Genomic DNA, 15,625 nt, shown 5'->3' on the forward strand with positions numbered 1-15,625 from the left:
GGAGAAATGAATATATAGTATTACCGGCCGGTAATAATTTCTACTGATATCCTGCCACAGGGGCATAATTAAAAGTCTTTTAATGATAAAGAAAAATTAGTATTATTGTTAAAACCCTGATCTGTCAACCAAAATCTAAATCCTTTTTATAAATCCTGTATTACGTAAAACGTACTGAGAGCACTATTGTATACCGTCTTTATTCATTACCCTAATCTTTCACATTAAAACCCAAATGAAACATGAAAAACATGCTTTTTCCCCTATTGCTATTGATCATTTGTTTTGCAGCCTGTAAGAAGTCGGCCGACGTACCGGCTGGCGATCCGCAAACGGAGTATGACAACGCTAAAAAAGTACTGGCTTACATCCATGACCTGGGATTCCCATCAGACAAGATTGTAGAAAATGCGAATGAATTTATTGTTGAAGAAGACATCATCTTCCCTAAGAACATGGAAGTGCCTGCTGAAAAAGTGAGACCAGAACAGTACTACACCGGAAGCCTGGTGTCTGCAGGCAATGTTACGAACATCCGCCTGATGGTAGATGCTTCTATGACATCTATGCTGTCAGAAATTAACTCTGCTATTGCACAATGGAATGCGGTGGCCAATTGCTCTATTAACTGGACAATAGTTACGTCCGGCACTTACGATGTATTGATCATAAACAGTAACCTGGGATCAGGTGTGTGCGGACAAGGTACCTTCCCTTCCGGTGGAAGAGCGGGTAACACTATCCGGATCAACAAGGCACAAATTGCAGGTAACAGCTTTGCACAACGTGCACGTACTATCTGCCATGAAATGGGACATAACGTTTCTTTCAGGCACACTAACTGGGCTTCTATCGGTGAATCCAGTGCTACAGCAGTTCCTGGCGTAGGAGGTACTGATGCCTCTTCTATTATGAACGGCGGACAGTGTGGCAGTGGTGCAACTGTATTATCTACTAAAGATAAACAGGCAGCATCGGCTTTATACCCCTGATAACATAACCGGTTGAAAATGTGAGCGCCTGTCTGCATTTTGTGGACAGGCGCTTTTATACATTATTTCGACAATTCTCATGAGTTTCGTTTCCTCCCATGAAATGTGCAACAAGTCCCCGGATTTGGGGATATCCTGCCGCTGGCTTTCACAGTAACTTCACGCCCTGTTTAAATTTTTTATCTGATGAGTAACTTTTTTGCCCTCAACTCCATTACAACAGGGCGTGGATGGAGTGTAAATGTAACCGGATATACCAATGCTTTGAGAAAGTTGGTTTGTTGCCTGTTCATGCTGTTTTTTTCTACCGCTTATGCATTCAGCCAGCAGAAGCTGGCTACCGGAGAACATTTCGCTGATGTTAACGGTGTTAAGCTGCACTATTATGTTTCCGGTAAAGGGCCTGTTTGCCTGGCGCCGTCTCCGGGATGGGGTGCGCATGTAGATTATATGCGTTCACTGACTCCTTTTGAGAAACATTTTACGATGGTGTATTATGATACCCGTAAAAGTGGTTTGTCTTCCGGCCCCGATGATCCGACAAAATATACTGACCAGGACTTCATGAATGACATGGACTCACTGAGAACATATCTTGGCCTGTCAAAGGTATGGCTGACAGGTCATTCCGGCGGAGGATACCAGGTGCTTAACTATGGTTCCCTGTACAATGATCATGTGAATGGTATCATTGCACTGGACGCGATGGCACGGTATGACAGTCTGCATCATGCAGAAATGATGAAGGTCATTAACGAAACAAAGAATGGTCCTGAGTTTGAAAAAGCGAAGGCAGCCTTCTTTGGTAAGGATACTGTTAAACGTACAATGGACGAGTTTTTGGAGGTGATATTACCATTGTACTTTACGAATACCCAGATAATCCGTACTATACCTAAGCTGAAAGTCAGTGATAAAGCATATGCTTATACACGTGCGTCAAATATCTTTAAGAGTAAGAACCTGCTGGACGACCTGCACAATATTAAGGTACCTGTACTGGTAATAGTGGGTGACGGAGATTTTATCTGCGGCGTTGAATCAGAAGCGAAGAGGATACATGCACATATTCCTACATCACGACTGGTAATTGTGAAGAATGCCGGACACCTGCCCTGGATAGAACAGCCGAAAGAGTTTTACAAGGCTTTTGAACAGTGGGCAAAAGAACAACACATTTAACACGGTATCCGAATAAGAAAAGCAAAAGGGCGCGTCCTGTATGGAGGCGCCCTCTGCTTTTTACAGGCATTGTAAATAAACAGGGTAACCTGTAACTTTGTACTTCTAAAAATGATTGATCATGGACAAGAGAGAAACAATTCCTACCGGTGGTACTTTTTACCCCATAGTGAAAGAGCTTTTCGAAAAGAAACAAAAGGCGGGTATTCTGTACGATGATAATGGTGTGACCCGTGCCAACGGTTTGATAGAGAGCCTTTTTGAACGCGATGGTCATCAGTGGTTAAAGCTGGAAGACCAGACCGAGATCCGGATTGATAAGTTGTATGCTGTGAATGGGACCTTCTCTTCTGATTACTCTGAATGTTAAGATTGTCTGTGCGATCACAGCCAGGATATCACGGCTTCTTTGCCAAAAGAAATGGAACACGGGTGTTTCCGCAGAAGTAACTGCCTGGCAGAATAAGTTGCTGTTGCTGACTAGATACTTCGAACGGTGCCTCCATCTACACGTATAAGTGCTCCGCTGATATAGTCCGCATAGGGACTGGCAAGGTAGGCGACAGCAGCGGCTACTTCTTCCTGCCGGCCAAACCTGTTCGTGTCATTCGGTACAATATCTTTAACGGCATTACGTTCGATAGCTGCTAAATCTGTTCCCCAACCTCTTGTGGGCGCCACATTGCGCAGCCATTGCTCAACACCCGGGTTCATAATTGCGCCGGGCGCGACAACATTTGAAGTGATGCCTGTTCCATTAAGTTGCCTCGCCAGCGACACGCTCATATTGTGACGGGCAGCAAGGCTGGCGTTATAATGTGGCAGATCATTTATAGGCTGTATACCCAGCCCGCCACCAATATTGATGACCCTTCCCCATCCTTGTTTTTTCATATCCGGCACAAATCTTTGAATCATGCGTACATAAGACACTACATTGACGTTAAACACTTCTATCCAATCGACGCATGTTGTATTTGACCAGCCTGTGTGAGCATAGAATCCGGCATTGTTTACCAGTATGTCTACAGGGCCGGATTTCAGCGCACCATTTGCAACCATATCGGCTCCCTCATCAGAAGAAAGGTCGCCTAACACTGCTTCTGCGCTGCCGCCGCTTTCAGCGATGCTGGTTACTACTGCATTTGTACGATCTGCATTTCTGCCATGTACAATTACATGTACGCCCTCGCCTGCAAGCATTTTTGAAATGGCTTCGCCAAGGCCGGAGCTGGAACCCGTTACCAGGGCCCGCTTTCCAGATAATTTGTAATCCATAATATAAATGTTTAAATATTAATCAGTCTTTTTTGAAGGCGCGTTGCCAAATGCCTTTTTATAAGCGAAAGAGAAATGTGAAAGATCTTCAAACCCCAGATCCAGGTAGATCTCTGAAACTGTTTTTCCTTTCTGATGGATCAGATAATGGGCTTCTTCCAGTCGCTTTTGTGTAAGCCAGCGACCGGCAGTAGCATTAAAGGCTCTTTTGAAGTCCCTTTTAAAAGTGGACAAACTGCGGCCGGAAAGGAACGCCATTCGATCCAATCCAACGTTATATCGATAATGTGCATTCATGAAAGCAATCAGATCAATTTTTCCTGGATCATTAAAATCAAACAATGCACCTCTTAAGAGTGGATTCGTTTGCAAGAGAATTAATATAAGCTCCTTCGTCTTTAGCGCAATGATTTCTTCATCATATTTACCTGCTGCTCCCAGATAAGGTGTCAGACTATTAACATAACTTTCTAAATATCCATTTGACTTCAGCAGTTCTATGTCCCTGCCTAAGTAGATCTGTTGTGTGGAGTCATGATAGGAGGTTACTATTTCTTTTAACGTACCCTGGTCAATATGGACGGCAATTGATTTGAAACCTTGTTGTCCGGCATGTTTCGCTGATTTGGTCAATTGGTTTCTTTTAAAGAATCTATAGTCTCCTGCTTTAAAAGTGTATAGATGGTTGCCTGACCATACTTCATGGAAGCCGGCAATGATGTAACTGAATATATGATCCATAACAAATACCTCATTTTCCAATATCTCCTTGTCATAGTTATTGGCAAGGATACGCGGCCTGCTAAGTCTATTCATATAGCTGTCCTCTGCCATTGATTTAAATTAGAACACAAAGTTCGCGACTTTAGGTTTTCTTCAGTTTGTTGAATGGGTCAAAATGGTTTGTTTAAAAGGTTAATTGAGTAATTTTCTCCGTCTATACTCTTTCCTACTTAAAATTATTTAATATTAAATAGTGGACTTTGTCTACTAAATATTATATATTCGCATTGAATTCACTGGCAAACTTATAATCAAAAAAAATGAAGGACACTAAAATAGCGGTCCAGGAGATCCGTGCGTTCAACCGTTTCTATACTGATATCATCGGACTGCTGGATACGCATTTGCTGAACAGCGCTTATTCGCTGTCTGAAGTGCGTACCATGTATGAAATATATGCTGGTAAAAGTGTGCAGGCTTCACAGATCATGACAGCTATGCATATTGATAAGAGTTATTTAAGTCGCATATTAAAGAAACTGACCCAGGAAGGATTAATCTCAAAAATGCCATCTGAGGAGGATGCAAGAGCCTCGCTAATCTCCCTTACAGAACAAGGAACGAAGGTATTTAAAGCACTCAATAAAGCATCAGACGAACAGATTGATGGGCTGATCAGCAACCTCTCTCCAAAGAAGCAGCAGGAGCTGGTAAATCATATGAAAGCGATACAGGAGATATTACAACATAAATAACAGGGAATGCTATGACAACTAGAATGAGTATAAATGATATCAGCCTGCGTAATGAGCTGTTGCCGGGAGATCTTGGCTATGTCGCTTATCTGCATGGGCTGCTTTATGCAAAGGAACGCGGCTACGGGCTTAATTTTGAAGGTTATGTGCTGGATGGCTTAGGGGAGTTTGCTCACCGGTATGATCCGTCAAAGGACAGGATCTGGATCTGTGAACATGAAGGTAAGATCATCGGTTTCCTGATGGGACTTAACAGGGTAGATAGTGTGCAGCTGCGTTATTTTATCTTCCTGCCGGAGTATAGAGGAATAGGATTGGGGAAGAAACTGATGAATGAGTTTATCAGTTACATGAAGGAGATAGGGGTTAAGAAAGCTTATTTGTGGACGACTAATGAGCAGGAAGAAGCGATCTCTTTGTATACGCGGCATGGTTTTACATTAACGGAAGAGAAGAAATCCAATACCTTTGATAAGGAGTTAGTGGAGAGAAGGTATGATATGGAGTTAGCTTAAAAATCTATCCTAATGAAACATTTTATTACCTGTAAATCCTGTCGGAAAAGAGTGACCGCGCTTTTAAGCAACATTATCTTACCCGAATTTCGCGGACTCGGAGGTGAGCCATTGTTGGCAAGCGGTCAATATTGTATTGATCCGGACGGAGATTTTTACATCGCTATTACTGACAAACATGGTCTGAAATACCATCCTGATGATAATAGGATGATTGGCTGTTGTGGCCCGAGCAGTGAAGGATTACCTAATCTGATCTGCTCTTGTAAATCGGAAATAGGCAGGGAGATAAGCGACTGTGATACCCCTCATTTCATTCGACTCTTTCACGAAGTAGCCAGTGTAAAGACCGATCACAATGGTGGGCTTGAAGCGATTCTATGCTCAGCCATTTCAGAAGAAGAAAAGACAGCATTGGAAATTTTATGGCAATATGGTCAGTAGAATTTCGCGATGAGAAAAGCAGACTCGGCACCAGGCATCAGCATTGAATGAGCATACTTGGTTTGAAATTTGTTTTGATCCTACCTGTAGACAAAACACTTCAAGCTTTGCTAAACCGTGGAGAAAACCATATCCGTATAGGGAGACGCATGCTATGCCGGTTCTTACTAGTGGCATCCTTTGTCATTGTACACGGGACTGTCTATAGCCAGGTGTCGCCGCCTGCAGACACCCTGAAGCGGGACACTGTACCTACGCCAGCCGAAAGAAGGGCTGAAGAGAACCTGTTTGAACAATTTGACCTCGGTGATCTGGCAAATTATATCCTGCATCCGAAGAGGCCGCCGGGGCCGCCGAAGAAACGTTCAGGTATTATTGTCATCCCCAATGTGGCCTCTAATCCCAGTATTGGTTCACAGATTGGTATTAAGGCTGTGGCAGGGAAAAAGCTGGGAGGTGATCCCCGCACCCTTCTTTCAGTAGCAGCAACATCGGCCTCCATTACTACTAAAGGCATTATTTATTTCTACATCTCTCACAATGTCTACACTCCGGGTAACAAATGGAACCTGCAGGGTAGCCTGGTCGCTGCCAGAACAGTGACACCCGATTTCGGACTGGGTATAGCAAATGAAGGAGGGAAGAGTGAAGCCGACATCATACTGGCGAATGCAGCGCGTAAGCCCCGTGCAGTGAAAGGGCAATTCTACAACTTCAGAGAAAAGGTGTACAAAGAAGTCAGCAAGAACCTTTTCCTGGGAATGGGAGTGTCGTTTGACATCAGGCGTAAGCTTGAAAACAAAGACACTACTACTGATCTGACACCATTCAATATTTACAGCGACCGGCACGGATTTCCGAGAGATCACTATATGGCGAACGGATTGCTGTTTAACGTTCAGTATACGACCCGCGACAATCAAAACCGTGCATATAAGGGCATGTACATAGATGCAGGTTTCCGTGCGAACCAGACCTGGTTGGGAAGTACCCGGAGCGGATTGCAGTTCACGACCGATTTCAGGAAGTATGTCAGCCTCTCTACCCGGAATCCGGCACATGTAATAGCGTTCTGGAACTGGGGCTCTTACCTGATCAATGGCGCAATACCTTATTTCGAACTGCCTGGTACCGCCAAAGACCCGGGCTCCCGTAGCGGCAGGGGATATGTGGTCGGTTATTTCAAAGGTGAGAACTATAACTATTCAGAAGTGGAATACCGCTTCCCGATATTGAGGAATAATTTTATCAGTGGTGTGGCTTTCTTCCATTTGCAGACCGCCAGCGATGAAATAGGCACTAAATTGTTCCAGACATTCCGGCCAGGAGGAGGTGCAGGGCTGCGGATACTGTTTAACAAGCATACGCGTACCAATCTTTGCCTGGATTATGCCTGGGGTCAGTATGGTGCCAGAGGGTTCTTTCTGGGCTTAAATGAGGCGTTTTAGGGCCAAAATGGGTTAACCCTTTTTCCTACGCTTTGAAGACTCAAAATACTCCCATAAATACTTCGAAATCTTCCTGATCAGGTTTTCCGCTTCATTCTCATCTGTCCAGCGTTGATCTTTGTTGTTCTTAGTGCCCACATAGAATACATAGTCCCCATGTGGCGCATTTACCAGTATCACCTCAGACCGGGAAGCATCTACAGACCCTGTTTTATGCGCTGCCTGTACATAAGGAGGAATTTGGGAAAGCCCGGTTTCATCATAATACCCGTGCGTCATGAGGCGGTACATCCGTTCAGAAGCCGCTTTACTGATGATCTCTCCCTGACGGATCTTCACCACTAACTCTGCCATCTCATGTGGGGTAGTCATACCCCAGCCGTAGATATTCCTGATTGCCTCACGTCCTGGTGTACGGGAATTAACCCGGGTAACAGAAAGCCCATATTGCGCCATCAGCTCATTGATGCGTTGTCCGCCGCCGGCCAGGGCCTGGTTCCATAGAGAGGTGGTATTGTCGCTATAGGACATCATTAATGCCAGCAATACACTGAGATCTGTCTCCGTACTGTCTTTGAAGAATTGCATTAAGCCCGAGCCTCCGTATTTGATAGAGTCCCGGTAAATAAGCGGCTGATGGTATTTCAGTTCCCCTTTTTCGAGCTTGTCGAACACGCCCACCAGGATGGGGATTTTCACAATACTGGCTGTCGGGAAGATGGTATCTTCATTAATACCCACATAACGACCGGTTTTAAGGTTCCGGACGTAGATACCTATATCTCCGTTGAAGTCCTTTATAAGTTCCCGCAATCCTTTCTCAAGTTTGCGGTCCTGTTGTGAAAATGCCAGTGTGGGAAGAAGCATGAATAAAAAGAGGAACCGGTACATGTTTTATATCGACGTTTGCCCTAAGATATAAAACAGTACCGGAAATTTCTTTAAAAGATAAGTCCACTGGCGCATATTTTGTGGCATAACAGGTAAACCTGTGTTATGCTTGCGAATTCCACTTTTTCAGTGATCACCGTTACGGTATACCTGTTACTCTATTGTATCTTGTTACAGATCGAATATACACAATGGCTGGCCGTATATATGTTCCTTCTCTCCCCCGTGCTGGTAATATGGATGGTGTATACAGTATTGAAATACGGTGTATACAAGGGCCGCAAACTGGCGGAAGATGAAGAATATGGTTATCAGGACCGGTTATGAACGGGTGTATGTTTATTTACATACAAATAATTTTTTTTCGGCATCATAGACCGGATTTGCACACCATTTATCACTTCTTACCACATAAGATGTGTTGTTTATTTTCTCTTTCACGTCGAATAGCGTATTACAGGCATCGATATAAGAAGAGTATTTGCCAATGGCTGTTCTATAATAATTCTGTCGGAAAAAAAGGGCCACATCTTTGAATCCATTATCAACTGATCTCTTCATTTCATATTTTGCTGCGTCAATATCCTTATCACCACCTGCAACGATAAGCCAATAGCTATTATCCGGATTATTGACAGATTGAATGATGGTATCAGGTACATCGTAGTGAGGTATCAAAGAAGTAGTACCTGGTTTTTTTTTGAGTGGGGGTATCTCAATACTATAGGGCTCAGCGTTTTTAGCAATTAGATCTATTTTTTCTGCTAAAAACCGCTTTTTTCTGAAGTTCGTAAGTTTTGCTGAATCAAGCGCAAGTAATCCATTTTCCTGAAATGCAACGATGATATCGGAAAACTCCTGATAGTTGGCCGCCTCAGTGGCTTTTAATAAAATACTCGACTGAAATTTTTTGTCTTCCAGTGCAAGTGTAGCACGATTATCAAAATATTTCAACGCTATACCAGTAATAACTGTGATTAGTCCGCCGATGATAGACACAAGTAGCGGCGTAAATATTCTTTTACTTCGCTGTTCCTGTATTTTAAGGTCTAATTCTTTTTTTTTTGAGAGCCAGCTCTTCCAGCTGAATTTTCTGGTCATGCTCGAATTTTCGTAAACTAAGGTCTTGCGAGTCCATATTAATGTGGTGTAATGGGATTAGCGAATATTAATGTTTGATTTGATTGTAAATTATTGCAATAGACATGAAAAGTAAATACCAAGTAGTTGGTATTTTTTATCATGGGTGCCGACCCTGGAACATCGCAAAAAAAAGGACAAATCGAGTTTTAATTCGATTTGCCCTCTTGATAGCCTGGAATAAACAGGCTAATTATTATTGCACTTTTATACTACAATTAGCTCCCTGCAGTCCTTCAGCTTCCACGCCCGCTTTGATCGTTCCCCCTTTCTCCGCTGATTGCACAATAAACACCAGCTTTCCGCTGAACGCCTTCATCTGCGGCCGCTGGAACGGCTCGAGGTTGGTCGCGTCACCATTAGCTGCCGCTTTAAAATTGCCGGTGCCTGTTACGTTGAAATGCAATTCATTGGTTGCATCGGGACAAAGATTCCCGTCTTTGTCTACCACACTGGCAGTAATATAAGCCAGATCTTTTCCATCAGGAGATAAGCTGTTGCGGTCAGCTTCCAGCACAATATGATGCGGGGCACCGGCAGTCCTGATGCTGTCTTCCGCTATTGCTTTTCCCTGACTATCGTAAGCCACTACTTTGATTGTACCCGGCTGGTAAACCACATCCTTCCACATCAGGCGATAACGGGCCTGATGGCTGGAGGTATCTTTGGAAAGTCTGCCCATACTTTTGCCATTCACAAATAGTTCTGCGCTGGGATAGCTGGTATAACAGAATACCGGTGTTGTCTGTCCCTCACGTCCGGGCCATGTCCAGTGGGGCAGGAGATGGAGTGTAGCCTGTTGGGTATTCCATTTACTCCTGTAAAGGTAGAAGCGGTCTTTAGGTATTCCTGCCAGATCAAAAATACCGAAGTAAGAGCTATGAGAAGGCCATTTTGAATCGTATGGAGTCGGTTCTCCTAAATAGTCAAATCCGGTCCAGACAAACTCCCCGATTACATAATCAAGATCATCCTGCTGTACAAATTCATCATCGGGCACCTGCGACCAGGAGCAGGCTTCAACATCGTAGGAAGAACACTGGTTGTCGTCATACATCTTCCCTTTTTGGAAAGCCAGCGGAAATTTATATACACCTCTTGAGCTCACAGTAGATGCAGTTTCAGTACCCATCAAAAAGCCCTGTGGCAGTCTGTTGTGCGCCTCCGGATAACGGGCAGGTTTGTAATTAAAACCAGGAATATCCAATACTGCTGCGAAACCTTTATTAAGCGCATCATCGATGCGGTCCATACCTGCTGTTACAGGTCTTGTAGGATCTTCCCGGTGACAGATATCCTGCAGGCGGCGGGCGATGTCCTTACCATTCGTAGCGCTTTGATCAGGCACTTCGTTGCCTATGCTCCACATGATGTTGGAAGGATTGTTACGGTAATGATGTACCATATTCACGAGGTCTTTTTCCACCCACTCGTCAAAATACTGACTATAACCATTCTTTACCTTGGGCGCTTTCCATTCGTCAAATGATTCTACCATCAGCATAATGCCCATTTCATCACAGCCCTTCACCAGCTCCGGAGCCGGCATATTATGCGAAGTACGGATAGCATCACAGCCCATATCTTTCAGTAACCTGAGCTGCCTGCGCAGTGCAGCGGTATTGATAGCTGCGCCCAGCGGACCAAGGTCATGGTGATTACATACACCTTTGAATTTCCTCTGCTGACCATTCAGCAGAAATCCTTTACCGGCTTTGTACTCAATAGAGCGGATGCCAAAAGGTGTTTCATACTCATCTTTCAGCTTGCCACCTTCATACAGACGTGTAACTGCCTTGTATAAGGTCGGTGTCTCCGGCGACCATAAAGCAGGTTGTTTGATGAGGAACGCTTGTCTGGCAACAGTACTGTCAGCCGGCACCAGTGTAGTAACCGTACCCACCTTTTTACCAGCAGCATTCATCAATGTTGTTCTTACTTCTACTACCTGCGCTTTGGCAGATCTGTCAATAGTAGTAAGCAGCTGCACAGTTGCCTGTGAAGCGCTTACAGCAGGAGTAGTAACATAAGTTCCCCATACCGGAACATGCGTATCGTTTGTCACGATCAGATGAACATTGCGATACAGCCCCGCGCCGGGATACCAGCGTGATGCCTGTTCGAAGTTCTCCAGCCTTACAGTCAGCGTGTTTGCCCCTTTTGCGTGGATGTAATCGGTAATGTCAAAAGAAAAGGAATTGTAACCATAAGGCCAGTTACCCACTTTTTTACCATTAACATAAACAATGGCATTGCTCATGGCGCCGTCAAACACCAGCACCGTTCTTTTGCCTGTTTCCAATCCCGGAACAGTGAATGACAGGCGATACCAGCCCGTGCCGATAAAAGGCAGACCACCGGTACGTCCTGCTTTCATGGAGGCTTCCTGTTCTCCGTTCTGTTCGATCTTTACTTTTTGGATATCGTTGTTACCATCGAAAGGACCGCTGATAGCCCAGTCATGGGGGACAGTAACCGTCTCCCATTGTTTATCATCAAATGAAGGTTGAATAGCTTCCGGATGATCTCCTTTTGCAAACTTCCAGTTCTTTTCCAGCAGGTATTCCTGGCGTATCTGGGCCATACTCTGCACACTCATGGCCATGATAGCCAGCAGCAATAATCCTTTATATTTATTCATAACCTATTTTACTTTTAACCAGACGGCTATTATTTCTATTGTATATGGTGTGGCGCCAGCAGCGGGTATATTCGTGATCTCTATTTTATCGGGCGTACGCAGGTCAGGCACGGATTGATCACCAGTTTTCAGCCATAGCGGCATAAAGCCTGGATAAGGCCTCGGTAGCAACAGCGTTTGATCTGACTTAAAGCTATTCAGCGGCAACTCAATATCCCTGAATTCATTTGTAAGCGGAGCCACTGCCGCGATAGCAGTAGCATTTGCTGAGATCAATGCTACTCTTGCATTGGCTGTCTGCTGGCCTGTTACCCTGGCCCGGAGAACCACTGTATTAAATGCCTGCAACTCCTGGCTTCTGCCTTTTAGTTGTGCTGCTACCGCGCGACTTACGCCCGTTACGGTGTCGGTCTTAGTACCATTACCACTGATGCGGATAGCCAGTTGTTCTGACCTGTCGCCGGATGTATAAGCACCGGGCGTATAGGTAGGCAACATGATCAGGTCTTTATTCTTCGTTGCATCCAGTAAAGACAGCATAGTGCCTGGGGCAGCGATATACGTCTGCCATGTATCGCGGTGATAGTTGTCCCATGCGTAAGGATCTCCTGTATATTGACCCGGGAAGGTGGTATAGCTGTTACCCTGTTGTATAATGAGTCTATACTGCAGAAGACCCGGTTGAAGCAGCTCTGCTGGCAGTGTAGCTGTGTAGCTTGATGGAGTGGCGGAATGCATATCCAGCTTGAACCATTGTCCGCTGAGTTGAGTGCCTTCCAGCCAGACGTGTGCTGTGGAGTCTATGCCGGCAATAGTTGCTTCAATAGTCGCAGGAGTGCCTGCTGTTAACTCTGTAAAGGGCGTATGATTGACTGCAAGCTCTGTGCGCACAGGTTGAGGTGCTACAAATTCAGACAGCCCGATCACTCCGTTGATCTTATTGCCGGTGATATTACTTTGCCTGCCTTTACGGATAATTAAATACGCTCCGGGATAGATAGTGAAAGTATTACCAGCTACATTCGTCTGTGTATGATTGTCTTTATTGACAGCACTCAGCGTGAAGTCATCTCCCATATCCGGCAGTCTGATCGTCATTGACTGCTGGTTCCATTGTACGCGTCTCAGTTCTTTTGCGGGAGACGTTCTTTCAAACGGATCTTTCAGCGGTATTACATCAGGCATCACTTCCAGTCGCCATACACCATCTTCTATTTTGTCCAGGAAATAAGCGCCCGTTCCCTTATACTGAACAAGGGGAGAGTTGCCTGTACCTGCCATGTGCGACAGTTGACCCGGATCGATAGCATTAGTGTTTGTATTGCCTGTATAATAAAACTCCGCAGCAGTGTTCCACTCACTCAGCTGTTGTGCATAACTTACCCTGGCAGCACCAAATAAGGTATCCGCAGGATAAACACCATAGTTTTTAATGCGGGGAAGCTGGCGAAAAATCTTACCTGCAATGAGGAAACTGATCGCCTTCTCCGGAGTATATGCCAGGTTCAGGTAATGTGTCTGGTATTCCGTATTGGCATATGCTGTGTGTAAAGGATCATATGCAAACTGTGTTGCCCACTGGAAACCGGCAGTGCGGAAGCTCCTCGCCATAGCGGGATACATCACCGGTTGCAATACATCTCCTGCATCGAATTCATATACCATCCGTGCTTTATTTTTAAAGGCAGGAATAGTGTCAAACGGGATCGCATAGCGGTCTACATTAGGCAGCAGGTTATCCTGTAATGTACGGTTAGCCACCAGCCCTGTAGGATACCATTGAAAGCTCACACCATCAATATTGGCGGCCGCAACAGCACTCGCATATGAAGGTGATTCGCTGATGTTATAGAACACCGGTTTGTTCCATCCTGTACTCCTGATAGCCGCAGCTAATCTGTTTACATAACTGGCTGCAGCAGATAATGGTCCACTGTGATGTGGTTCATTATTGATCTCCGTAGCAATGATATCCGGATCATCTTTATAACTAAGGCCTGTATATGGATTCACATGTACGAAGAACTGTTTTACATAATTCTCCTGTGCACGGATAGCGGTATCATTTACCAGTGCCTTATCCTTACCGAAGATGGAAGAAAAGCTGCCCGTGTTCTCATCCTTCTCAGGATAACCATTGCCCCAGAAAGCAATAGGCGTTAATAAGATCCTGATCTTTCTCTCTTTTAGTTTGCTTAACAGGTAATCGAAGAGATCAAGATGATCATTCGTTAACAGGTTACCTGCTGCATCTGTGATCTCAGTATCCCATACATGCACGCGGAATGCATCAACGCCCAATCTGGCGAGATGATATACATCTTCGTCAATGGCCTTTTTCAGATCCACGCCTAACGCTTTATGAGAACGGTATCCATATGCAAAAGGCACTGTATAGTTAACGCCGAAGAAGGCGGCCTCGGTACCATCTGCTGTATAACGGATGATACCCGTCTTATCGACATATATCAGCGGCTTTGCCTTTCCTGTACGCTGCGCGAAACCTGTATGAGCAGTGATAGTGATGATTAATAATAAAGCTATTCTTCTTATTGCCATGCCGGATTGATTGAACTGTTATCTGAAAGCATCCATTGCAAAAGTGGGCTTCCCGGAATTGTCGAATGCACCTAGTGAATAATTTTGCCACTTGTTGTAAGCCTGTGGTTCCCAGTAAAAGATCCCAAGACCTTTGCCATCAGGTAAGTTATGGATTCTTCTGAAAAGGTCAGTAATAAAGTAGTTGGTAGCTACCGGGGCTGTAGCAGGCATACCGGCTTCACATATCATGATGGCTTTGTTATAACGGGAGATCATGTCTTTCATATTCGTCTCGCATTGCTGATTAGGCGTCTGCCATTCAGCAGTGGCAGGATACAAGGACATGCCTATAATGTCAAAGTTGGCATTGTTCTTCGTCAATCCGTCAAACATCCATCTGAATAAGCCGTTGTCATACCCATTGGACAGGTGTACAATCACTTTAATATTACTATCAATTTCCTTCACTGCCTTGTAACCTGCATTAATCAACAATGCAAAGTTATCCATGTGCTCAGAAGCCTTTCCTAATGGCCATAACATACCATCATTGGTTTCATTGCCTACCTGTACCCATCCCGGTGTGATGCCTTTTGCTTTCAGGGCGCTCAGCACTTCATGCGTATGGTTATAGACAGATGTTTGCAGAGTGGTGATATCCTGTCCGCTCCAGGCGGCAGGTGTTGTTTGTTTGCCTGGATCAGCCCATGAATCGCTATAATGGAAATCGATCATGAGCTTCATGCCCAGACTATTTGCGCGCATTGCTTTTGCTGTTACATCAGCGATGTTATTGTATTTATCAGCTGGGTTTACCCATACCCGCAGGCGGATGGCATTGAGGTTCATGTCCTTCATCAGCTGTATGCCGTCTGTCTGTTTGCCTGTAGTATCGTAGAATTTAAGCCCTGCATCCTCCATTTCAGTGATCCAGCTTACATCTGCACCACGCACCATATTTACCAGTATGGGATTGGTCGCAGGCATATTATCAGGCATGTCGAATTTCCTGCAGCCTATAGTGGCCATCAGCAATATACCAGCGACTATCAAAAGATATCTCATAACGTTCTCA

At 44.7% G+C, this 15,625-nt stretch carries 15 protein-coding genes; 8 read left to right on the forward strand and 7 right to left on the reverse strand.

From position 1 onward, the window contains the following. Positions 1–242 precede the first annotated feature (242 nt). The 3 genes from BLR32_RS27895 (at position 243) to BLR32_RS27905 (ending at position 2,544) form a co-directional block, all read left to right on the forward strand. Positions 243–992 carry a M57 family metalloprotease gene (locus tag BLR32_RS27895; RefSeq protein WP_089836875.1) on the forward strand — a complete coding sequence of 250 codons (750 nt, stop codon included), beginning with the start codon at positions 243–245 and terminating at the stop codon, positions 990–992. A 186-nt stretch (positions 993–1,178) separates the two neighbouring features. Then, positions 1,179–2,174 carry an alpha/beta fold hydrolase gene (locus tag BLR32_RS27900; protein ID WP_089836876.1) on the forward strand — a complete coding sequence of 332 codons (996 nt, stop codon included), beginning with the start codon at positions 1,179–1,181 and terminating at the stop codon, positions 2,172–2,174. Between the two features lie 121 nt (positions 2,175–2,295). Continuing rightward, positions 2,296–2,544, forward strand: a complete 249-nt coding sequence (locus BLR32_RS27905; protein ID WP_089836878.1) for a hypothetical protein — start codon at positions 2,296–2,298, stop codon at positions 2,542–2,544. Between the two features lie 110 nt (positions 2,545–2,654). Here BLR32_RS27905 and BLR32_RS27910 read toward each other — a convergent pair whose 3' ends face one another. Continuing rightward, positions 2,655–3,452: an SDR family NAD(P)-dependent oxidoreductase gene (locus BLR32_RS27910; RefSeq protein WP_089836880.1), complete on the reverse strand. Its 798-nt coding sequence runs from the start codon at positions 3,450–3,452 to the stop codon at positions 2,655–2,657. Between the two features lie 18 nt (positions 3,453–3,470). Beyond that, a complete protein-coding gene (locus BLR32_RS27915; RefSeq protein ID WP_089836882.1) occupies positions 3,471–4,286 on the reverse strand; it encodes a helix-turn-helix domain-containing protein in 816 nt (271 codons plus the stop codon). A 209-nt stretch (positions 4,287–4,495) separates the two neighbouring features. Here BLR32_RS27915 and BLR32_RS27920 point away from each other — a divergent pair, with 209 nt between their 5' ends. The 4 genes from BLR32_RS27920 (at position 4,496) to BLR32_RS27935 (ending at position 7,337) form a co-directional block, all read left to right on the forward strand. Beyond that, the gene (locus tag BLR32_RS27920; RefSeq protein WP_089836884.1) at positions 4,496–4,930 is read left to right on the forward strand and encodes a MarR family winged helix-turn-helix transcriptional regulator; all 435 of its coding nucleotides are present in this window, start codon (positions 4,496–4,498) and stop codon (positions 4,928–4,930) included. 11 nt (positions 4,931–4,941) lie between these two features. After that, positions 4,942–5,445 carry a GNAT family N-acetyltransferase gene (locus BLR32_RS27925; protein WP_089836886.1) on the forward strand — a complete coding sequence of 168 codons (504 nt, stop codon included), beginning with the start codon at positions 4,942–4,944 and terminating at the stop codon, positions 5,443–5,445. Positions 5,446–5,457: 12 nt separating this feature from the next. Beyond that, positions 5,458–5,889, forward strand: a complete 432-nt coding sequence (locus BLR32_RS27930) for a hypothetical protein (RefSeq protein ID WP_143011616.1) — start codon at positions 5,458–5,460, stop codon at positions 5,887–5,889. Positions 5,890–5,996: 107 nt separating this feature from the next. After that, positions 5,997–7,337, forward strand: coding sequence for a BamA/TamA family outer membrane protein (locus tag BLR32_RS27935; RefSeq protein WP_245705537.1), 1,341 nt, complete (start codon positions 5,997–5,999; stop codon positions 7,335–7,337). A gap of 12 nt (positions 7,338–7,349) precedes the next feature. Here BLR32_RS27935 and BLR32_RS27940 read toward each other — a convergent pair whose 3' ends face one another. Then, the gene (locus tag BLR32_RS27940) at positions 7,350–8,228 is read right to left on the reverse strand and encodes a serine hydrolase (RefSeq protein ID WP_089836889.1); all 879 of its coding nucleotides are present in this window, start codon (positions 8,226–8,228) and stop codon (positions 7,350–7,352) included. A gap of 105 nt (positions 8,229–8,333) precedes the next feature. Between BLR32_RS27940 and BLR32_RS27945 the strand changes: the two genes are divergently transcribed. After that, positions 8,334–8,555, forward strand: a complete 222-nt coding sequence (locus tag BLR32_RS27945) for a hypothetical protein (RefSeq protein WP_089836891.1) — start codon at positions 8,334–8,336, stop codon at positions 8,553–8,555. Between the two features lie 12 nt (positions 8,556–8,567). Here the strand turns inward: BLR32_RS27945 and BLR32_RS27950 are convergent, their stop codons facing one another. The 4 genes from BLR32_RS27950 to BLR32_RS27965 all read right to left on the reverse strand — a co-directional run bounded on the left by BLR32_RS27950 (position 8,568) and on the right by BLR32_RS27965 (position 15,615). Beyond that, on the reverse strand, positions 8,568–9,329 hold the full coding sequence (locus BLR32_RS27950; protein WP_089836893.1) for a hypothetical protein: 762 nt from the start codon (positions 9,327–9,329) through the stop codon (positions 8,568–8,570). 235 nt (positions 9,330–9,564) lie between these two features. After that, positions 9,565–12,009 (reverse strand): beta-galactosidase GalB, encoded by a 2,445-nt coding sequence (galB, locus tag BLR32_RS27955; RefSeq protein WP_089836895.1) that lies wholly within the window; start codon positions 12,007–12,009, stop codon positions 9,565–9,567. Between the two features lie 3 nt (positions 12,010–12,012). Then, positions 12,013–14,568 carry a cellulase family glycosylhydrolase gene (locus BLR32_RS27960; protein ID WP_143011617.1) on the reverse strand — a complete coding sequence of 852 codons (2,556 nt, stop codon included), beginning with the start codon at positions 14,566–14,568 and terminating at the stop codon, positions 12,013–12,015. A gap of 18 nt (positions 14,569–14,586) precedes the next feature. Then, complete coding sequence (locus BLR32_RS27965) at positions 14,587–15,615, reverse strand: glycoside hydrolase family 53 protein (RefSeq protein ID WP_089837254.1); 1,029 nt, start codon at positions 15,613–15,615, stop codon at positions 14,587–14,589. Between the last annotated feature and the right edge of the window lie 10 nt (positions 15,616–15,625).

Origin of the sequence: Chitinophaga filiformis (assembly GCF_900102545.1) — a bacterium.
Lineage (GTDB): Bacteria > Bacteroidota > Bacteroidia > Chitinophagales > Chitinophagaceae > Chitinophaga > Chitinophaga filiformis.